This is a genomic window from Caproiciproducens sp. LBM24188 (genome assembly GCF_054130445.1).
Window position 1 is genome coordinate 930,406 of sequence record NZ_CP196862.1, and the last position, 19,134, is coordinate 949,539.

Below are 19,134 nucleotides of genomic sequence, written 5' to 3' on the forward strand. Positions count from 1 at the left end.
AAGAATTTTATGGATCTCATGCGGTTAGGGCGCACCAATCTTTTCGCTTCCAGAAGCGGGTTTGGTGCGCTGCCAATTCAGCGCATTCCGCGGGAAGACGCGGCGGCCATTCTGAAAAAAGCTTACCAGGGCGGCGTGAACTTTTTTGATACTGCCAGAGCTTATACGGACAGTGAAGAAAAAATCGGCTTTGCATTGTCCGAAGTAAGAAATCATATTATCCTTGCCACAAAAACCATGGCAAAGGATAAGAAAACGCTGTTTCGCGACCTGGAAACCAGCCTAAAGAATTTAAAAACGGATTACATTGATATTTACCAGCTGCACAATCCCACGGAGCTTCCCGATTACGACGACCCGGACGGACTGTACCAGGGGCTTGTGGAGGCCAAAAAGAAAGGAATGATCCGCTTTTTCGGGCTGACGAATCATCGCTTGAAGCTTGCGCTGCAGGCTGCTGAAGAGCAAAAATACGACACCATTCAGTTCCCGCTCAGTTCCCTGTCGTCGGATGAGGATTTGAAGCTGGTGGAACTTTGCAAGAAGAATGACATTGGCTTTATTGCCATGAAGGCCATGTCGGGCGGGTTGATTACCAATGCGGCAAGCACATTTGCATTCTTAAGGCAGTTTGACAACGTTCTCCCGATTTGGGGTATTCAGCGTATGAGCGAACTGGACGAATTCCTTTCCTACGAAAAGGATCCGCCGGTGCTGGATGAAGCTTTGCAGCAGGTCATCCGGCAGGACCGGCAGCAGCTGGCTGGCAGCTTCTGCCGCGGCTGCGGTTACTGCCAGCCCTGCCCCGCACACATTCCGATTGAAACGGCGGCGCGCATTTCGCTTCTTCTGACCAGAGCGCCATACCGGAGCTATATGACAGATGAATTCAAAAGCCAGATGGAGCGGATTCAGGGCTGCACACACTGCAACCACTGCAAGAATCATTGCCCCTACGGCCTGGATACGCCCAATCTGCTGAAATATATGTTGGGTGAATATCAGAAATTTTACGCCGTTCATCATGCGGATTGACCATGGCTGCAGCCTAGCTTGTGTTGGTTTGAAATGAAACGCCATCAGGATGAAAAGGACTGTTTCGAATGGAAATACAGCCGGCCGGAGTAAAAATGATACCAGAAACAGATATGACCGGTCCTAGGGAGCGGTTTCGTCTGGCGTGCGATAAAGTGCTTTCTTCTCAGGGGAAAAGAGGAAGTATCGGCACATTGAGCGAAAAAACGCTGCACGCGGTTTTGAAATATTATTACGAACCCCGGGAAAGTAATCATGAAATCCGGTTTGGCCGCTATGTTACAGATATTGCCGGGGAAAACGGCGTAATTGAAATTCAGACGCGCCAGTTTAACAAGCTGAGAAACAAGCTGGAATTTTTGTTGCCTCAAACCCAGGTGACCGTGGTTTATCCGGTTGCTGCCAGCAAGTGGATTATCTGGATTGATGAACAGACCGGGGAAATGACCAAAAAGCGAAAATCCCCCAAAAGGGGAAAGCCCTGGGAAGTTTTCTTTGAACTGTATAAAATTAAAAATTTTCTTACCCATACGAATTTCCGGTTGTGCATTGTTTTGCTGGATATGGAGGAATACCGGTCACTGAACGGTTGGAGCGAGGATAAAAAGAAAGGCTCCAGCCGTTACGACCGGATTCCTGTTTCGCTTTTGGAGGAAATTACCGTGCACAGTCCCGCGGAATACGAAAAGCTGATTCCGGAGGGATTGGAAGGCGCGTTTACCTCAAAGGAATTCAAAAAAGCGAGCGGCCTTTCTCTGGCCGCATCCCAGACTGCCCTCAATGTTTTGTATTCTACCGGCGCCGTGACAAGGATTGGAAAACAGGGCAATCGATACGTTTATGAGAAAACAGCGCTCTGCCCTTTTGAGGACTTGCCGGCAAAATGAAAATCCCCATTGCACCATATTCTACGGTTCGATGGGGATTTTTATATGACTTAAAAAAACGATTTTAGCCTTAGGTTTACCACTCCGATTATTCCGGCCGATTTGGTGGGAAAGGGGCTTTGCTTTATGAATTGCTGCAGACAAAGATCCATTCTACCGTATCGCCGCTCTTCAGCTTATAATCATTGCAGGCAACGGGCGCAAGCTTTCCGTTAACCAAATATGTCCATCCGCTGTTATTTCCGTACTGCTTTTGCGCAATGCCGCCGATGCTCTGCACGTATTCCGTTCCCAAAGCCGAGGAAACGTGGGTGACGGCAAGGTTGGCCGATTTTGCCACACGCAAGAGGATAGCAAACACCGTTTCCCCCTCCGTAATCTGCACCTGGTTTGCGGGATATAAAACGCCGTCTTTGGGGACGATACTCAGCTGAGCTTCCGTAAACTGGTCTTTGTTTTTCAAAATCTCCGCGGCGGAGATGGAGAAGGTGCAGGCGGCCTGTTTGGCCTGCGGCACCGAAGCAGTCTTGGATGCCGAAGATTTGGGTTTGGCGGCGGAAGAGGAAGCCGTGGCAGCTTTGGAAGAAGTTGCGGAAGACACGCTGTTATGCTGGGCGGGCAGTTCTACCTTACAACCGGAAAAAAGGCAAGCAAGTATTACGGCGGCGCACACAAGCGCCGAAATTTTTTGTTTCATGAAAGTCCTCCTGATTTTACGCAAATGGTTTTCGGGATTTTTTCAAAAAGAGTGCTGCACATGAATCAAACTTCATGCGGCAACACTCTCTTCTTATATGAAATCGGCTTACGCGGTCTGACGGATTCGTTTCACAAGAATTAGAATCACGACACCGCTGACCAACAGAATGCCGACCCCATAAACCGCTGGGATTTCTCCGGTTTTCGGGGAAGCAAGCGGGGCATTCTTTCCGATTGCATACATGGTTCCGCTGTCATTAAAATAGAACAGCATGCCATCCTGCGAAGGAGTCAGGCTCTGGGAAGAAGACTGGCTGACGGAAGGGGTAAACAGCGTTTGGTAGGAGCCCTTCGTCTGGCCGGGTTTGTCTTCAATGACATACACGCTGGAAGCACCCTTTTCGAAGGTTCCGTCCTGATTCGCGGTACCGTAATCCGTGACATAAATCAGGACTTTTCCATCGTCTTTGCTGTAGGCGGTGGAAACCAGCGGGGTGGACTGGGAATGAATTTTAATTTGGTAAATGGTTTTCAGCGTGGAAGCATCCAGTACGGTAAACGGCGTGGTAGAGCCGTAGCCGCTGCCTGCTACATAAAGTCTGTCGTTATATACGACCGGGCTGGAAGTGATGCTGTTGCCCAGCATTTGGGACTTGACCGCGGTGCCGGCATCTATTTTGCCGGAAGCGTCCGCTTTCACCGCGTAAATATAGCCGCTGTTGACGGCAGCGTAAAGGCGGCCCTGCGCATAGCAGAGGGTGGAGCTGACCGGGCCGCCGGCGGAAACCGTACTCATTACGTTTCCATCCGTCAGGCCATAGGAAACAATGTTGCCGTTTGTGTCGGACACCGCGATTGCAGAACCGAGCACCGCGCTGCCGTTCCAGTAATAGCCGGCCTTATCGTTTGCCTGCTGCCAGGTGATTTGCCCGGTTTTTGTATCCACGCAGGCAAAGACGCCGGAGGTGTAGGCATAAGTTGCCGAATCCTGCGTGTAAGTTCCAAAATAAATATGATTGTTATAATAGGTGATTGGGGATGAAATCTGCTGCGGAACGTCGCCGTGTGCAATTTCCGGGCTCTGCCAGGAAAGGGAGAGCGTGTCCGAGTTAAACGCAGAAATTTTTACACCGGTTTTGGTTTGCTGGGGAACGAAGATTTTTCCATCGCCGTAAGCAATTTCTGAAAAATAGGGTGGAACGCCGGCCACCTCCGCAGAGGCGGCGGTTTTACCGGTTTTCGCGTCAACTTTCAGCAGTTTCCCGGTGGATACGGTAAAATAAACGAATTTGCCAACCGTAATGGGAGTACCGCACGCGTTGTTTTCATATTTCGAACCGTTAAATTCGCTGGTAACCGTGTACCGGGCGGTCCATTCCTGTTTGGCTTCCGCGGCCGAAACCGGGGTTTTGGCCGACGTGATGCCGGGTGATGCGGGGGAACCCATAAACTGGGGCCAATCCGCGTTTTCCACGGCGAAAGTGCCTGCCGCGGTACTGCAGACAAGCGCAAGGGTACAAAGCCATGCTGTGAGTTTCTTTGCTTTCATTCTAATCCCTCCGATTAAAGATAAAACAACAGGATTTACGGCAGGTTTCCTGACTTGAAATCATCCCACGCCGCGCGGCCTTCCCAGGGGACCCAGTGACCATATTGTGCGCAGCGCAGTCCTTCTTACAGTAGCGGGGGCTGTTGCGGCTTAACCGCATTCCCTACACCGTAAATCGATTTTGTTTTCAGCAGCCGCTGATGATATCGCCGAACGGCAATTCTAAACCGCAAATCTTTTGACTCATCGGTTTTAAAATGGTTTCCATCAATGGCTACTCAACTATTATTGACGGAATCTCTCCCAGTGTCAAGCAATTTGTCGGATTCGTGTAAAAATCGCCGATGGAGTGAACGATGCCTGTCTGCTGTTTTGCTCGATGACAAGCTGTCTGGCCATACGATTCTACAGAAAAAAGCAGCCGGCCAAAACGGCGGACTGCCTCTTTCCTATAGGAAGATATGTAAAGATCTTATAATCAAATAGAAATAAAATGAGCGAAAACGGCGTGTATTCTGCAGGGGGGCATGCGGAACCCACGCCGTTGTGTTTGCGAAACGCTTAAACCACGCTGAACAGAAGCGCGCCGTAGGTGGGGTACGGCCAGTATTTTTCGCCAACCAGGCTTTCAATTTCGTCTGCAGTGGTACGGGTGTCTTCCATGGAAGCAAATACCGTATTGCGGTAGTATTTTGCTTCTTCCAGCAGATCCCCAAAAGCGGGCTGTTCGGTAATGGCCTTTTCCAAGACTTCCATCTTGCGGTAGAGCTCCGCAGAAAGAGCGGAAAGCTTTTTCAGCAAAATTTCTTCCAGCTCGCAGCAAATTTCAGCGTTTAGCTGTTTCTTGTTTAGGGCTTCTTTGCTGATGTCCTTCATGTAAGAGCAGACAGCTGGAAGAATATCCTTCTTGATCATGTCAATCATGGTCAATGCCTCAATATGAAGCTGCTTGCAGTAATTTTCAAGCTGAATTTCATAGCGGGCATGAATTTCAGTTTTGGAAAGCACCCCGAACTTTTCAAAAAGAGCGACGTTTTTCTCGGAAATGTAGTAAGGCAATGCTTCCGGGGTGGAATGCAGGTTCAGTAGGCCGCGCTTTTCCGCTTCCGCAACCCATTCTTCCGAATAGTTGTTGCCGTTAAAAATAATGCGCTTGTGCTCTTTAATGGTTTTGCGGATGAGCTGATTCAAAGCATCGGTGAAATCGTCTGCCCTTTCCAATTCGTCTGCGAATTCACACAGGGATTCCGCAACAATGGTGTTCAGAATCTGATTCGGGCAGGCAATGGAAAGGGAAGAACCAAGCATACGGAACTCGAATTTATTGCCCGTGAAAGCAAACGGGGAAGTGCGGTTGCGGTCGGTGGTGTCTTTCGGAATGGCCGGAAGAACATCGACGCCGATTTTCATGAAGGTTTTGCCCTTCTGATCGTAATCGCTTCCGTTTTCAATGGATTCCAGAACCTTTTCCAATTCTTCACCGACAAACATGGAGACGATTGCCGGAGGCGCCTCGTTTGCACCCAGACGGTGGTCATTGCCAGCGCTGGCGACGGAAATGCGCATCAGGTCCTGATGTTCGTCGACCGCTTTGATGACGGCGGCAAGGAAGAGCAGGAACTGCGCGTTTTCGTGCGGGGAGTCGCCGGGCTCCAAAAGGTTGATTCCGGTATCGGTGCAAATGCTCCAGTTATTGTGCTTGCCGCTGCCGTTGACACCCGCAAACGGTTTTTCATGCAGCAGGCAGGCCAGGCCGTGCTTTGCAGCTACCTTTTTCATCATTTCCATGGTTAACTGGTTGTGGTCGGTGGCAATGTTGCTGGAAGTGAAAATCGGGGCGAGTTCATGCTGAGCCGGAGCAACCTCGTTGTGCTTGGTCTTTGCCAGGATGCCGAGCTTCCAGAGTTCTTCGTCCAGCTCTTTCATATAAGCGGAAACGCGGGGTTTAATTACACCGAAATAATGGTCTTCCAGTTCCTGACCTTTTGGGGGTTTTGCGCCGAACAGCGTTCTGCCGGTGTAAATCAAATCTTTCCGCTTTTCGTACTGTGCTTTGTCAATGAGGAAGTATTCCTGTTCCGGACCAACTGTGGTGATGACACGGTGGGCGGTGGTGTTGCCGAACAGCCGGAGCACACGCAAAGCCTGTTTGTTAATTGCTTCCATGGAGCGGAGAAGGGGAGTCTTTTTATCGAGTGCTTCGCCGCCGTAGGAGCAAAACGCGGTTGGAATGCACAGGGAGCCGTCTTTTACAAACGCATCGCTGGTTGGGTCCCACGCGGTGTAACCTCTGGCTTCGAACGTAGCCCTCAGTCCGCCGGATGGAAAGCTGGAAGCGTCAGGTTCACCCTTAATAAGTTCCTTGCCGGAAAATTCCATGATGACTTTCCCACTTTCCACAGGGGAAATGAAGCTGTCGTGCTTTTCTGCCGTAATACCGGTCATCGGCTGGAACCAGTGGGTAAAATGGGTTGCTCCTTTTTCAATCGCCCATGCTTTCATGGCATTGGCCACCACGTTGGCAACTGCCAGGTCCAGGGGTTTGCCTTCTTCCCTAGTTTTCATCAAAGCCTTATAGGTGGCTTTGGGCAGCCTCTCTTTCATCACGGTTTCATTGAATACAAGGCTTCCAAAAATTTCAGGAACGTTGCTCATGGAAATCCACTCCCTATACAAATTATGCAAAAATACAATAAAAAGGCGCTGTAGGGGTAACCCCTACAGCGCCTTTGCTGTAATGCTGTTATTATATGACAACTTCGGACAAAAGTCAATACCGAAATTTGTTTTTGCAGGATTTGATAATATTTTATGCAAAAAACTTTAAAAAGTTAACCGTTTATAGTAAAATTTCTGGACTGTGCAAGTTAATTACATTAATTATGCAAAATTTTAATTTAAAACTATTGACAGAGAACTTTAAAAAATATACTATAAGGAAGCACAAACTTACTTTTGTAAGTTATGCTGACTCCCAGAGTTAAAAAACAGGTTGACCGCACATGGGGGAAAAGCATGTGCATCTTTCCATATTATTGCAGGGAGGTCCGTCTAATTATGCAAAAAGAGGGAGCAATTCGGATTCCTTCGGGCTGTGCGATATCCGGTATTTTTTCGCGCAGCGGAAAGAGGATGAACGGGGAGCCCATCATCCAATCCATTTCCACCATGCATGACCGAAGCAATGGCCTTGGCGGCGGTTTTGCAGCTTACGGGATTTATCCCCGCAGCAGGGATCTTTATGCGTTCCATGTATTTTATGACAGTGTTCGGGCCAAGGAAGAATGCGAAAAAGTGATTATGGCGAATTTCGACGTGACCATAGCGGAAAAAATTCCAACCAGGGAAATGCCCGAGATTACTGACGAACCCTTAATTTGGCGTTACTTTGGCCTTCCCTTTGAAAAGCTTTTAAAAGACACCCGATTGGACGAGAAAGAATTTGTCGCACGGTTTGTTACCAAGGTGAATACAGAGATTAAGGGCGCTTATGTTTTTTCCAGCGGCAAAAACATGGGTGTGTTTAAGGCTGTCGGCTTTCCGGAGGATGTCGGTCGCTATTACCGTCTGGAAGACTACGAAGGCTACTGCTGGACGGCGCACGGCCGCTACCCGACCAATACACCCGGTTGGTGGGGCGGGGCGCATCCGTTTTCTATGCTGGATTATTCCATTGTACATAACGGGGAAATTTCCTCTTATGACGCGAACCGCCGTTTTATTGAAATGTTCGGGTACAAATGCACACTGCTGACCGATACGGAAGTCATTACCTATATTATTGATTTTCTCAACCGCAAGCAGCACCTCAGCCTAAAGGAGGCGGCGCAGGTCATTGCCGCACCGTTTTGGAGCGAAATCGACCGCCTGCCCCCAGAGCAGCAGAAAAAGCTGACCTATCTGCGCAATGTTTTTTCTAGTCTGTTGATTACCGGGCCGTTTTCCATTCTGCTTGGGTTTACCGGCGGATTAATGGCATTGAACGACCGCCTGAAGCTGCGTTCCATGGTTATTGGGGAAAAGGGCGACATGTTCTATGTGGCCAGCGAAGAATGCGCCATTCAGACGATAGAACCGAATATTGAGCATTTCCGGGCGCCGCAGGGCGGGGAACCGGTCATAGTGACTCTGAACGAGGGGGTGGATGCATAATGGGCATCGACTATTTATCTCCGGATTACGAAGTGGTCCGCAATCCGCAGCGGTGCATCGCCTGCCGTGTATGTGAACGCCAGTGCGCGAACGAGGTGCATTCCTATGACTCGGAATGGAAGGTCATGAAGAGCGATGACAGCAAATGCGTCAACTGCCACCGCTGCGTCGCGCTCTGCCCGACCCACGCACTGAAAATTGTAAAAACGGATGATACTTTTAAAATCAATGCCAACTGGACCAACGAGGCTATCGGCGAGGTGTTCCGTCAAGCGGGAACGGGCGGCATGCTCCTTTCCTCCATGGGAAATCCACAGCCGTATCCGATTTATTGGGATAAAATCCTCATCAACGCCTCCCAGGTGACAAACCCGTCCATCGACCCGCTGCGTGAACCAATGGAAACCCGCACATTTCTGGGCAAGCGCCCGGAAAAGCTGGAGCGCGACGCAGACGGCAGCCTGGTGACCGACAACCTGCCCCCGAACCTGGAGCTTTCCGTTCCGGTTCTGTTTTCGGCCATGAGCTACGGCTCCATCAGCTACAACGCCCATGAAAGCCTTGCCCGCGCCGCGCGGGAACTGGGAACCTATTATAACACCGGAGAGGGCGGCCTGCACGAAGATTTTTACCAGTACGGCCCCCACACCATTGTTCAGGTTGCGTCTGGACGTTTCGGCGTTCATAAGGATTATTTGGAAGCCGGGGCGGCGATCGAAATTAAAATCGGTCAGGGCGCAAAACCGGGCATCGGCGGCCACCTTCCGGGGGAGAAAATCGTTGGCGACGTTTCCCGCACCAGAATGATTCCCGAGGGTTCGGACGCGATTTCACCCGCCCCGCATCACGATATTTATTCGATTGAAGACCTTCGCCAGCTGGTTTATTCCTTGAAAGAGGCGACCAATTATAAAAAGCCGATTATTGTAAAAATTGCAGCGGTGCATAATGTGGCGGCCATTGCCAGCGGCATTGCCCGCAGCGGTGCAGATATCATCGCCATCGACGGTTACCGCGGCGGCACCGGCGCGGCGCCGACCCGTATCCGCGACAATGTCGGTATTCCCATTGAACTTGCGCTCGCGGCGGTGGACGAACGCCTTCGTCAGGAGCGCATCCGCAACAATGTTTCCATTGTGGTTGGCGGCAGTATCCGCAATTCGGCAGATATTGTCAAGGCCATCGCGCTCGGAGCGGACGCGGTTTACATCGGTACCGCGGCACTGCTGGCGCTCGGCTGCCACCTGTGCCGCACCTGCCAAAGCGGCAAGTGCAACTGGGGCATCGCGACCCAGCGCCCGGACCTTGTGAAGCGGCTCAATCCGGATATCGGCTCTAAACGCCTGGTCAACCTTGTTTCTGCATGGCAGCATGAAATTATGGAAATGATGGGAGGCATGGGAATCAACTCGATTGAAGCGCTCCGGGGTAACCGCCTGATGCTGCGCGGAGTCGGGCTGAACGAGAAAGAGCTTGAGATTTTGGGCATTAAGCATGCGGGGGAATAAGCGATGAAACGTGTTTATGTAAATGAAAAATGGTGCCTTGGGTGCCATCTTTGCGAATACAACTGTGCTTTTGCAAATTCCGGCTGCGACGATATGGTGAAAGCGTTAAAGGATGTGCAGATTTATCCCCGGATTCAGATTGAACAAGGCAATGGCATCAACTTTGCCGTGAACTGCCGACACTGCGAGGAACCCCTCTGTGTAAAAAGCTGCATTACCGGTGCGCTCAGCGTGCAGGATGGCGTGATTCACGTCGATCAGGACAAATGCGTGGGGTGCTACACCTGCATTCTGGTTTGCCCGTACGGTGCGGTCATGCCGGGGCCGACCGGCGGCGTGGTGCAGAAATGTGAACTGTGTACGAACAATTCCTCCGGGGAACCGGCCTGCGTGAAGGGATGCCCGAACCGCGCGATTGTATTTGAGGAGAGGTGAACGAAATGAACTACGTGATTATCGGCAATTCCGCGGCGGCGGTTGGCTGTGTGGAGGGCATCCGCTCCATTGACAAAACGGGCAGCATTACGATAATTTCCGACGAGCCGCACCATGTTTATTCCCGTCCGCTGATTTCCTATCTGCTTTACGGCAAAACGGACCGAGAGAAAATGAAATACCGTCCGGATGATTTTTACGAGAAGAATTCGGTAACCGCCCTCCTTGGGGTGACCGCCGAAAAGGTGGATTACGAAGCGAAAAAAGTGGTGCTGAACAACGGAAGCAGTGTTGCCTTCGATAAATTGCTTTTCGCCACGGGCTCCTCACCGTTTGTACCGCCGATGGAAGGGTTGGACACCGTTCCAAAGAAGTTCAGCTTTATGAAACTGGACGATGCGATGGCGCTGGAAGAGGCCATCGGACCGCAAAGCCGGGTATTAATCGTAGGCGCCGGCTTAATCGGTCTGAAATGCGCGGAAGGCATCCGCGGAAAAGTACGGGAGCTTACGGTGGTGGACCTTGCGCCCCGCATCCTGCCCAGCATTCTGGACGAAGAAGGCTCCGACATGGTGCAAAAGCACATTGAAAAGCAGGGAATCACCTTTCATTTGGGCACCAGCGTGGCAAGGTTTGACGCGGAGAAAGCGGAACTGAAAAACGGCGAAACCGTAGAGTTCGACGTTCTTGTCCTTGCGGTTGGGGTTCGCCCGAACACCGCGCTTGCGGCAGAAATCGGCTGCAAGGTGAACCGCGGAATCGTTTCCGACGAACATTGCAGAACCAATCTGGACGGCATATACGCAGCTGGCGACTGCAGCGAAAGCTATGACATTACGGAGGACCAGTACCGCGTGCTGGCGCTCTGGCCGAACGCTTACATGCAGGGTGAAACCGCTGGAATTGACATGGCGGGTGGCAATCAGCTTTACGACAAGGCGATTCCCATGAATGCCATCGGTTTTTTTGACCTTCATGTTATTACCGCAGGCAGCTATGCGGGCGAGGCTTATGTGACCCGGACCGAAGATACCTATAAAAAATTGATAACCAAAGACAATTTACTGAAGGGCTTTATTTTAATCGGGGAAATTGCCCGGGCGGGAATTTACACCTCGCTGATTCGGGAAAAAACGCCACTCGACACCGTGGACTTTGAACTGATTCGGGAGCGCCCGCAGTTAATGGCGTTTGCCGCTCCGGAACGGGCAGTGAAACTGGGAGGTGCCAAGGCATGAGGATCAACGCAGCCGGAAAATATTTTAAAGACCTGAATGACGAAGTGCGTGCCGCCGGGGAGCAGGAGATTATCATCGACAACTGCGTCGGTCAGCGCTACATCGGCGCGGGTATGCGTGGCAAAAACGTAACCATCAACGGCGTGCCGGGAAACGACCTCGGCTGTTATCTGTATGGCGGTTCTATTACCGTAAACGGCAACGCACAGGATGCGACGGGCGACACCATGAACGACGGTACTATTGTTATTCACGGTTCCAGCGGGGATGCAACCGGGTACGCCATGCGCGGCGGAAAGATTTTTGTAAAGGGCAACGCTGGGTACCGTGCCGGTATTCATATGAAAGCGTACAAAGCACAGCAGCCGCTGATTGTCATCGGAGGTGAGGCGGGCAGCTTCCTCGGCGAATATCAGGCAGGCGGCACGATTATCGTATTGGGGCTGAATTCCGGCAAGAAAGTTCCGGTCGGCAACATGTGCGGAACCGGAATGCACGGCGGCAGAATGTACCTGCGCGCAGTGGCACTGCCGGAAGACCTGCCAAAGCAGGTGGAGGCAAAACCAGCCACACAAGAAGAGATGGCGGCGATTGATGGTTTTCTAGAAGAGTTCTGTGGTCACTTTGCCGTAAGCAAAGAGGAGGTCCTTTCCAAACCGTTTTTCCTCCTGACGCCAAACTCCAAAAATCCGTATAAATCTTTATATACCTTTTATTGATGATAAGAGATTAAAAATCAAAACATAAGAGCAGCCAATCGGCTGCTCTTATGTTTTAGGAAGTGGCAAGGATAGGTGATGTAAAGCTAGAAACAATTCGACCTAAGCGGTTTTCCACTCATTTTTATCCGAGGCCTAGTTTCTGCGTACCCGTCTCAAAGCATCAGAAGGATTTCAGCATTCCAGAGCAGTAGGCAGAAATGACCTTGTCACACCAGGTGTCGAATTCCGGGTCGGGGACCTGGTATTCCGGGTGGCTTAGCAGGAAGTCGACGGTATGCCGGATACCCTGGTCAAAACGCACCTGCGCGCAGAAGCCGGGAACCAGCGTTTTGATTTTTGTATTGTCAAATACGACGGAATTGGACTTGTCCCCCAGCAGCCCGCCAAGAAACTCCGGATTGTATGCTGCCAAAAACTCCGACGGGATGTGCACCAGATTCGGTTCCACGTCGAGTGCCTTTCCAATCGTGCGGTAAATCGCATTCCACGTGAGAACCTCATCACTGGTGATATGCACAGCTTCCCCAATGGCATGGGGGTTGTCCATTAAACCGACAAACCCTTTTGCAAAATCGGTGTTGTGGGTTAAAACCCAAAGGGAAAGGCCGTCCCCATGCACAATAATCGGCTTGCCCGCGCGCATGCGTTCCAACACCTGCCAGCTGCCTTTACTTCCGCTAATGGCCACGGGCACTTTGGTGTCGCCATAAGTGTGACTGGGGCGTATAATGGTTACCGGGAAATTGTCGCTGCGGTACGCAAGCATCAAAATTTCCTCACAGGCAATCTTATTGCGGGAATACTGCCAGTAGGGGTTGCACAGCGGCGTGCTTTCCGTGATGAGAAAATTGGAAGCAGGTTTTTGATAAGCAGAGGCTGAACTGATAAAAATATATTGATTTGTTTTGCCGGAAAACAGCCGGATATCCCGTTCCACATGAGCAGGAAGATACGCGATGAAGTCTGCAACCACGTCGAACTTCCGGCCCTGAAGCAGTTTGTACACGGAATCTTCGTCGTTGATATCGGCCTGCAAAAGTTCCGCTCCCTGCGGTACCAGTTCCGGATGGCTGCCGCGGTTTAAAAGGGTTAGTTCCACTCCGTTTTTTACCGCGAGGGCGGCCGCTGCGGAGCTGATTGTGCCGGTTCCGCCTATGAATAAAGCTTTCATCTTGAACACTCCCATGAATTGTATTATAATATTAACATTCTGGAAAACATATTTATCAAGTGATAACGATATATTTTTCGCAAGGAGGGGTCGATATGCTGAAGAATGAATCGTTCATCAGTATGCTTGGATGGAATCTGCTTATCATCGGACTATGGCATATTGTAATCTTTTTAGCATGCGTCAAAATGCCAAATGCGAAATTTGATCCTGCAAAAGAACGTTTTGCACCTAGGGAATGGGAGCATGGCGGCCGTTGGTATCGGGAAAAGCTGAAAATTCAGGAATGGAAGGATCGCGTCCCCCAGTACATTGGTAAGGAAGGCTTTTCCAAAGCACATTTTACGGATCTTTCCGTGGAATATATTGACGCATTTATTGTGGAAACCTGCCGGGGGGAGTGGATGCACATGAAAAACTGCATCTGCGCCGTGGTGGTTCTAATCATCAATCCCCTTTTGGTGGGTGTGATTTTTTCCCTGTTCATTTTGCTGGGCAATATGCCCTTTGCTGTGATACAGCGGTATAACCGGTTCCGTCTGCAGGTTCTCCGCAAAAAGAGGCTTCGTGACCTGCGCGGCAGCGAGGTCGGACAGACGGTTACCGCCTGACGAAAATATGCCGCGTTTGCGTCTCAAATCAATACGAATACCCGAAATCAGCTTTGTCATCCGGCAAAGCTGATTTTTGTAAAAATCGGTTATTCCAGCCAACCGCGGGACGAAAACGGATTTGTCGGCTTGCGGAGAAGGGGTGCCAGTGAATGAGAAAAAGAAGAAGGGCGAGTATTTATTCCCTTGTGCTGTTGCCAGTTATATTGTTCTGTTTCATATTTTCCCAACCCGCACACGCGGAAACCGTTCCGTATTTTACCTTTCATCTGGACAAGGACAACGTTCCGCCGGACGGCCTGGTTAAAGTGTACGTCAGCGCAAACCCGGTGCCGGATACCGCCGCCGCGTTCCGCATGAGAATGGATTACGATTCTTCTGTGCTTAGTTTTGTTGGAACGGAAACTTCTTCCCAAATTAAAACGGGAACCTTAATGACAAACAGTGACAGCAACCCAATCTGCAGTGTGTATGTCTGCAATGTTGGCCAAAAGGCTGCCCCAGTTCTTTCTGGCAACATTATTTCCTTTGTTTTTAAGGTGTGCGATACGGCAGACTTAGGTAAAACGGTCATCGGTGCGCACATCGACCAAATCTGTAATTATCAGGCACAGCAGTTAAATCTCAGCTATGACGAAAATCTGACATTGAAAATCAATCCCGAAACGGATTTGTCCGGCAACGCCTATTTGACAGCGTTAAAACCGTTAACGGGTTCCCTAGTGCCGGAATTCTCTCCCGATGAGTTTCAGTACCGGATGACGGTCGGAGCGGAGGTGCAATCTGTTGAATTTCAGGCATCGGCGGGCGACGGCGGAACCGTTTCCATTAACCGCAGAACGCTGGGCAAAGCTGGGAGCGATACGGTCATTCTTGCAACCGTTACCTCCAAAAATAAAAAGGCTAAGGTGCAATACGCGGTCACGGTGCATCGAAACGCCGCGGTGGACAACGAAACGGAAAAATCACCCGTGGCTACAGCTACGCAAGAGGAGAAACGGTCACAGAACAAAAACGGCGGGAACAACAGCAAAAGTTCTTTTTCCCGGTCGGGAACGGGCGGTGTGAAAGGTACCACCGGAAGTACCAAAGCGGAAGAAACGCAAAGCCCGGTTCAAATTGCAACCAGCGGGTCAAACAGCACACAGCTGCTTGCCGCAAACGGGGCTGGCACGCGCAACATATATATTATTGGAAACCAAATGCCCTTTTATTTAATGGTGCTTTTGGTTGTGATTCTTTTAATTCAGCTGGGCATTATGCTTGCCCCGTGGCTCAGCAGCACACGTGCCATGAAAAAAGAAGCTCCGCGGAATGAGGATAAGAAGTAAAGAAGAGCGTGCTCTCGGAGCATGTTCTTATAAAAAACGCCTCACGGTTTGTGAGGCGTTTTTTATTCATCATTTTTGAAGAATCCGTTTTTGAATGGGGGTCTGCAACCGTGCACTTGATGTTCCGCGCTGGAATCTCCACCCCCATTTGTGAAAGTTATATTCGGCGAAACCGAAGACCCTGGGTTTCGAACGATAAGGAAAACCGCCAGAACCGAATGCTGCGCGTTCCCGGGTTTGGATTTCTTAGTACCTTGAAGATGACAACGGCACTAATGAGGATGACCGCCAGTTTGATGCAGAAAAGCGGTTCGAACAGCACTGCGGCAATCACCGCGGTGCAAAACCCGACAATTACCCCGGTGGAGTCCGGACTGACCACAACCACAAACTTATAAAATGCCAGAATAAGCGCAAGAACAAGCACAAACTGGCTTAATGGGAATGCAGCAAGCAGGGAACCAAAGGCGGTGGAAATCGCTTTGCCGCCGTTCCATTTTAAGAAAGGCGAAAAGGCATGCCCGAATACCGGAGCCGCCATAACCGGGACCAAAGAAAGGTCGCTGATTCCAACATAGTGGATGGAGAAAAAGACCGGCAGAAACGCCTTCAAAACATCCAGTGCCATGCAAAGAAAGCCGATTTTTGCGCCGGCCGCCTGAATGGCATTGGCGCTGCCAGGATTTCCATCGCTGCCGACAAACTTCGTTACATCAACATTCTTGACAAGTTTCGGAATGTAATAGGAATTCATCAGGGAGCCGCAAAAAAAGCCGATAACGGTCATAACCAGAGTTTGAAGCAACAAACCGCAATTCCCCCTCTTTCCAGTTGTTAGTTACACAAGTTTTTGCTGCTTTTCTGTTGAACGGTGATTTCCATATGCTGCTGGGTACTGCTGCGCACCAGATGAACCAGATATTCTGCGATTTTTTCGGTACTTTCCCGTTTAAAATATGTGCGCTGCCGTTCCAGCATCCGGCGGGCTGCTTCGGGGTCCGTTGCAAGCTTCAAGGCGGCTCGCGCCGCGTCGTCGGCGCTGTCGGCCGTTACCGCCGCACCAAGTGAGCAGAGAAAAGCAGTATTTTTTTGTTCACAGCCGGGAATGGGGTGGGTGAGCACCAACGGCACGCGCTTTGCCAGTGCCTCGCTGGTGGTAAGGCCGCCCGATTTCGTTAAAAGTACGTCTGCGGCATCCATAAACACGTCGACTTGGTCGGTATAACCGAACGGACGAACCCTTTCCATTCCGCTTAACTTTTGATACAGCACTTCATTTCTTCCGCAAAGCACCGCCACCTGCGCGTCCGGCATTTGCGAAATCAGCGAAAGAACGAGCGTTTTAATATCTCCATATCCCATGCTTCCACCGGTTACAACGAACAGATGCTTTGTACCGCACAGCCCCAGTCTGCGGCGGGCTTCTTCCTTATCACCCTCTGTGCGGAAGGCTTTCCGCACAGGAATGCCGAGTGGAATCAGCTTTTCCTTTGGAATCCCCTTTTGCACAAATTCATCCATCAGCGCTTTGGCAGGAATGATGTAGGAATCCAATCTGGTTTCTTCCCAGAAAGGGCTGCAGGTGTAATCCGTCATAATGCCTACGCAAGGAATGTGCAGACCGTATTTTTCGCGAAGGTGCGTGATTGCCTGAGCGCCGAAAATATGGGTGCAAATAATACCGTCCGGCTGAAGAAGCTGGATTTTTTGGTACAGGCTGCCCGCATACAGGGAATTCAGGTAGTAAATCGGTGAACGCCGCCGGCTGGAGCTGACCCACTCACCCATATGATATAAGAATCCGAAAAAGCCTGGGAGCGATAGAGTCAGCCGGGTATACAGCCGGGATACTTTGGAGGAAGCATCTCTTTTTCCTGATTTCAGCACATCCATAATAACCGCTTCGCCGTATGGCTTTAAAGCTTCCTGTAAAGCAGCTGCAGCAGAATTATGGCCTTCCCCTGTTGCTGTGGATAATAGAAGAAGTTTCATATGATCGCTCCATGGTTTTCTTCCATAATTTCCTTAATTTTGAAAACTCATCATTATTTTATAGCGTAACTCGGAATATTTCAACAGATCATTACCATTTTATGCAGCTGCATTTATTTATCTGCACCGTTCTGCAAAACCGGATTCCGTTGTTTTTTCAATCTGCTTTTTTCAAATACTTTTGCAGGGTTGCTCGTACTGCGCCGGGGCCTGCAAGCATTTCTTGGAACATGGTTTCAATTTTATCGGACAGCCCGGCGGCACAAAGGTCGGTGCCAAACAAAACCGGGTTGGAAAGAATCGGTTTCAGCTGACCATCGTACGTTTCCGGTTTGCCAACGGTTACGCCGGAAAGCTGGGACTGAAGTTCCTCCAGCATTGGGTCGCTGCTTACCGCCATCGGTTGATTCTGGTCATCAACCCCAAGAAGGTAGCGCAGCCATCCGGCAATGGCAAGGGGAATAAAGGTAAGGCTGGTTACATCCAGATCGCTCCGTGAAAGGTAGGCTTTAATTGTTTCACCGAAGCGGATCGGAATCTTTTGGCTGGTGTCGGTCGCAATACGCTGGGGAGTATCCGGAATAAAGGGATTCGGCAGACGCTGGTCGATTACCTCATGAATGAAGTCCATCGGATTCAAAATGCCAGGGTGTACTACAACGGGCATACCCTCCTGGTAGCCGATGCGGGAGACCAGTTCTTTCAGGTCGTTGTCTTTCATTTCTTCCGCAATGCTCTGATAACCCAACATGCATCCATAAACAGCAAGTGCTGTATGGAGCGGGTTCAGACAGGTCATGACCTTCATGCGCTCGGTCTTATTGACGGTTTCCCGGTCAGTGAAATAGACGCCCGCTTTTTCCAGGGGAGGACGGCCGTTCGGAAAGCGGTCTTCAATGACCAGATACTGCGGAATTTCGGTATTAACAAATGGGGCGATAAACGTTCTTTTGCCGGTAATAATCGGTGTCATCTCTTCAATTCCGGCTTGTGTCAGGGATTTTTCCACCGCTTCGGACGGGCGCGGCGTAATTTTATCAATCATGCTCCACGGGAATGCAACCTTTGTTTCGTCGTTGATATAGGCGACAAATCCATCGTCCACAAACCCGCGTTTATGCCATTCCTCCGTAATCGTAACGACGGAAGAGCGCAGCTTTTCTCCGTTTTGACTGCAGTTGTCCATGCTGACCAAAGCAATCGGCTTTGCCCCTGCACGGTAGCGGGCCAGCATGAGTTCGGTAAGAATGCTCATAGCGTGATGAGCGCTGGAGGGACCGTTTTTAATGTCATCCTGCACAACGGGGAAATATTCGCCCTGCAGGTTTTTCAGTGCATATCCTTTTTCTGTAATGGTAAAGCTCACCATCTGCAGAGAGGGGTTTTCAAAAATGGCGGTTAGCTTTGCCATCTCTTCCGGAACGGAGTTGTCCGCCCAGACGCGATCGGCAACACTCGCCACAATTTCACGGTCTGTGGTCCCGTCGGGCTTCAGGCTGACCACCAGAGTAAGGTTATCGTGCGGTTCATAAATGCATTTCAGAATTTCATAATCAAAGGATGATGCCGCGATGATGCCTTTGTCGGAAAGTCCTTGATTTAACAGCTGCTGCTGCAGCCGGGCGATGAATCCACGGAAAATATTGCCCGCGCCGAAATGCACCCAGATCGGTGCGTCTTTCGTGCTGCGTACCATAGCGTCTAGGTCAAACTGCGGTAAGGCAACGCCCGCAGCGGCCCATGCGCTCTTCTCCTGTAAACCAGCTCGATTCAGTTTCATAACGTGCCTCCGTATTTCTGAATG

At 50.5% G+C, this 19,134-nt stretch carries 16 protein-coding genes and 1 riboswitch; of the genes, 9 read left to right on the plus strand and 7 right to left on the minus strand.

What is annotated here, in order from left to right:
* The first annotated feature begins 9 nt into the window (after positions 1 to 9).
* Positions 10 to 1,035 carry an aldo/keto reductase gene (locus ACSVDI_RS04395; protein ID WP_457945047.1) on the plus strand — a complete coding sequence of 342 codons (1,026 nt, stop codon included), beginning with the start codon at positions 10 to 12 and terminating at the stop codon, positions 1,033 to 1,035.
* 68 nt (positions 1,036 to 1,103) lie between these two features.
* A complete protein-coding gene (locus ACSVDI_RS04400) occupies positions 1,104 to 1,922 on the plus strand; it encodes a hypothetical protein (protein ID WP_457945049.1) in 819 nt (272 codons plus the stop codon).
* A 124-nt stretch (positions 1,923 to 2,046) separates the two neighbouring features.
* On the opposite strand, the gene ACSVDI_RS04405 is transcribed toward ACSVDI_RS04400, so the two are convergent.
* From ACSVDI_RS04405 to ACSVDI_RS04415, 3 genes are all read right to left on the minus strand, one after another.
* Positions 2,047 to 2,619: a DUF4430 domain-containing protein gene (locus tag ACSVDI_RS04405; protein WP_457945051.1), complete on the minus strand. Its 573-nt coding sequence runs from the start codon at positions 2,617 to 2,619 to the stop codon at positions 2,047 to 2,049.
* Between the two features lie 108 nt (positions 2,620 to 2,727).
* Positions 2,728 to 4,170 carry an outer membrane protein assembly factor BamB family protein gene (locus ACSVDI_RS04410; RefSeq protein WP_457945053.1) on the minus strand — a complete coding sequence of 481 codons (1,443 nt, stop codon included), beginning with the start codon at positions 4,168 to 4,170 and terminating at the stop codon, positions 2,728 to 2,730.
* A gap of 22 nt (positions 4,171 to 4,192) precedes the next feature.
* Positions 4,193 to 4,358: riboswitch (cobalamin riboswitch) on the minus strand.
* A 373-nt stretch (positions 4,359 to 4,731) separates the two neighbouring features.
* Positions 4,732 to 6,825 (minus strand): glutamine synthetase III family protein, encoded by a 2,094-nt coding sequence (locus tag ACSVDI_RS04415; RefSeq protein ID WP_457945054.1) that lies wholly within the window; start codon positions 6,823 to 6,825, stop codon positions 4,732 to 4,734.
* A 402-nt stretch (positions 6,826 to 7,227) separates the two neighbouring features.
* Here ACSVDI_RS04415 and ACSVDI_RS04420 point away from each other — a divergent pair, with 402 nt between their 5' ends.
* The 5 genes from ACSVDI_RS04420 to ACSVDI_RS04440 are packed head-to-tail and all read left to right on the plus strand — an operon-like array spanning position 7,228 to position 12,222.
* Positions 7,228 to 8,322 (plus strand): class II glutamine amidotransferase, encoded by a 1,095-nt coding sequence (locus ACSVDI_RS04420; protein ID WP_457945056.1) that lies wholly within the window; start codon positions 7,228 to 7,230, stop codon positions 8,320 to 8,322.
* Complete coding sequence (locus tag ACSVDI_RS04425) at positions 8,322 to 9,830, plus strand: glutamate synthase-related protein (RefSeq protein WP_457945057.1); 1,509 nt, start codon at positions 8,322 to 8,324, stop codon at positions 9,828 to 9,830. Before ACSVDI_RS04420 ends, ACSVDI_RS04425 begins: the two co-directional genes overlap by 1 nt.
* 3 nt (positions 9,831 to 9,833) lie before the next feature.
* Positions 9,834 to 10,265, plus strand: coding sequence for a 4Fe-4S dicluster domain-containing protein (locus ACSVDI_RS04430; RefSeq protein WP_457945059.1), 432 nt, complete (start codon positions 9,834 to 9,836; stop codon positions 10,263 to 10,265).
* 5 nt (positions 10,266 to 10,270) lie between these two features.
* Complete coding sequence (locus ACSVDI_RS04435; protein WP_457945061.1) at positions 10,271 to 11,503, plus strand: NAD(P)/FAD-dependent oxidoreductase; 1,233 nt, start codon at positions 10,271 to 10,273, stop codon at positions 11,501 to 11,503.
* Positions 11,500 to 12,222, plus strand: a complete 723-nt coding sequence (locus ACSVDI_RS04440; protein WP_457945063.1) for a GltB/FmdC/FwdC-like GXGXG domain-containing protein — start codon at positions 11,500 to 11,502, stop codon at positions 12,220 to 12,222. The genes ACSVDI_RS04435 and ACSVDI_RS04440 overlap by 4 nt, the downstream gene beginning before the upstream one ends.
* A gap of 163 nt (positions 12,223 to 12,385) precedes the next feature.
* On the opposite strand, the gene ACSVDI_RS04445 is transcribed toward ACSVDI_RS04440, so the two are convergent.
* Positions 12,386 to 13,396, minus strand: coding sequence for an SDR family oxidoreductase (locus ACSVDI_RS04445; RefSeq protein ID WP_457945065.1), 1,011 nt, complete (start codon positions 13,394 to 13,396; stop codon positions 12,386 to 12,388).
* 95 nt (positions 13,397 to 13,491) lie between these two features.
* Between ACSVDI_RS04445 and ACSVDI_RS04450 the strand changes: the two genes are divergently transcribed.
* Entirely contained in the window at positions 13,492 to 14,007 is a 516-nt protein-coding gene (locus ACSVDI_RS04450; protein WP_457945067.1) for a glycosyl-4,4'-diaponeurosporenoate acyltransferase CrtO family protein, read from the plus strand.
* Between the two features lie 152 nt (positions 14,008 to 14,159).
* Positions 14,160 to 15,338: a cadherin-like beta sandwich domain-containing protein gene (locus tag ACSVDI_RS04455; RefSeq protein WP_457945069.1), complete on the plus strand. Its 1,179-nt coding sequence runs from the start codon at positions 14,160 to 14,162 to the stop codon at positions 15,336 to 15,338.
* A 157-nt stretch (positions 15,339 to 15,495) separates the two neighbouring features.
* Here the strand turns inward: ACSVDI_RS04455 and ACSVDI_RS04460 are convergent, their stop codons facing one another.
* From ACSVDI_RS04460 to ACSVDI_RS04470, 3 genes are all read right to left on the minus strand, one after another.
* Entirely contained in the window at positions 15,496 to 16,146 is a 651-nt protein-coding gene (locus ACSVDI_RS04460) for a glycerol-3-phosphate acyltransferase (RefSeq protein ID WP_457945071.1), read from the minus strand.
* A gap of 26 nt (positions 16,147 to 16,172) precedes the next feature.
* Positions 16,173 to 17,330 carry an MGDG synthase family glycosyltransferase gene (locus tag ACSVDI_RS04465; RefSeq protein ID WP_457945073.1) on the minus strand — a complete coding sequence of 386 codons (1,158 nt, stop codon included), beginning with the start codon at positions 17,328 to 17,330 and terminating at the stop codon, positions 16,173 to 16,175.
* Between the two features lie 157 nt (positions 17,331 to 17,487).
* The gene (locus tag ACSVDI_RS04470; protein ID WP_457945074.1) at positions 17,488 to 19,110 is read right to left on the minus strand and encodes a mannitol dehydrogenase family protein; all 1,623 of its coding nucleotides are present in this window, start codon (positions 19,108 to 19,110) and stop codon (positions 17,488 to 17,490) included.
* Positions 19,111 to 19,134: the final 24 nt, after the last annotated feature.

Bases quoted from the DNA above. Each gene is read 5' to 3' on its own strand.
- ACSVDI_RS04465 (WP_457945073.1), bottom strand. From the start codon at position 17,330: ATGAAACTTCTTCTATTATCCACAGCAACAGGGGAAGGCCATAATTCT.
- ACSVDI_RS04400 (WP_457945049.1), top strand. From the start codon at position 1,104: ATGGAAATACAGCCGGCCGGAGTAAAAATGATACCAGAAACAGATATG.
- ACSVDI_RS04425 (WP_457945057.1), top strand. From the start codon at position 8,322: ATGGGCATCGACTATTTATCTCCGGATTACGAAGTGGTCCGCAATCCG.
- ACSVDI_RS04455 (WP_457945069.1), top strand. From the start codon at position 14,160: ATGAGAAAAAGAAGAAGGGCGAGTATTTATTCCCTTGTGCTGTTGCCA.
- ACSVDI_RS04415 (WP_457945054.1), bottom strand. From the start codon at position 6,825: ATGAGCAACGTTCCTGAAATTTTTGGAAGCCTTGTATTCAATGAAACC.
- ACSVDI_RS04410 (WP_457945053.1), bottom strand. From the start codon at position 4,170: ATGAAAGCAAAGAAACTCACAGCATGGCTTTGTACCCTTGCGCTTGTC.
- ACSVDI_RS04440 (WP_457945063.1), top strand. From the start codon at position 11,500: ATGAGGATCAACGCAGCCGGAAAATATTTTAAAGACCTGAATGACGAA.
- ACSVDI_RS04395 (WP_457945047.1), top strand. From the start codon at position 10: ATGGATCTCATGCGGTTAGGGCGCACCAATCTTTTCGCTTCCAGAAGC.
- ACSVDI_RS04430 (WP_457945059.1), top strand. From the start codon at position 9,834: ATGAAACGTGTTTATGTAAATGAAAAATGGTGCCTTGGGTGCCATCTT.
- ACSVDI_RS04445 (WP_457945065.1), bottom strand. From the start codon at position 13,396: ATGAAAGCTTTATTCATAGGCGGAACCGGCACAATCAGCTCCGCAGCG.
- ACSVDI_RS04450 (WP_457945067.1), top strand. From the start codon at position 13,492: ATGCTGAAGAATGAATCGTTCATCAGTATGCTTGGATGGAATCTGCTT.
- ACSVDI_RS04405 (WP_457945051.1), bottom strand. From the start codon at position 2,619: ATGAAACAAAAAATTTCGGCGCTTGTGTGCGCCGCCGTAATACTTGCT.
- ACSVDI_RS04420 (WP_457945056.1), top strand. From the start codon at position 7,228: ATGCAAAAAGAGGGAGCAATTCGGATTCCTTCGGGCTGTGCGATATCC.
- ACSVDI_RS04470 (WP_457945074.1), bottom strand. From the start codon at position 19,110: ATGAAACTGAATCGAGCTGGTTTACAGGAGAAGAGCGCATGGGCCGCT.
- ACSVDI_RS04435 (WP_457945061.1), top strand. From the start codon at position 10,271: ATGAACTACGTGATTATCGGCAATTCCGCGGCGGCGGTTGGCTGTGTG.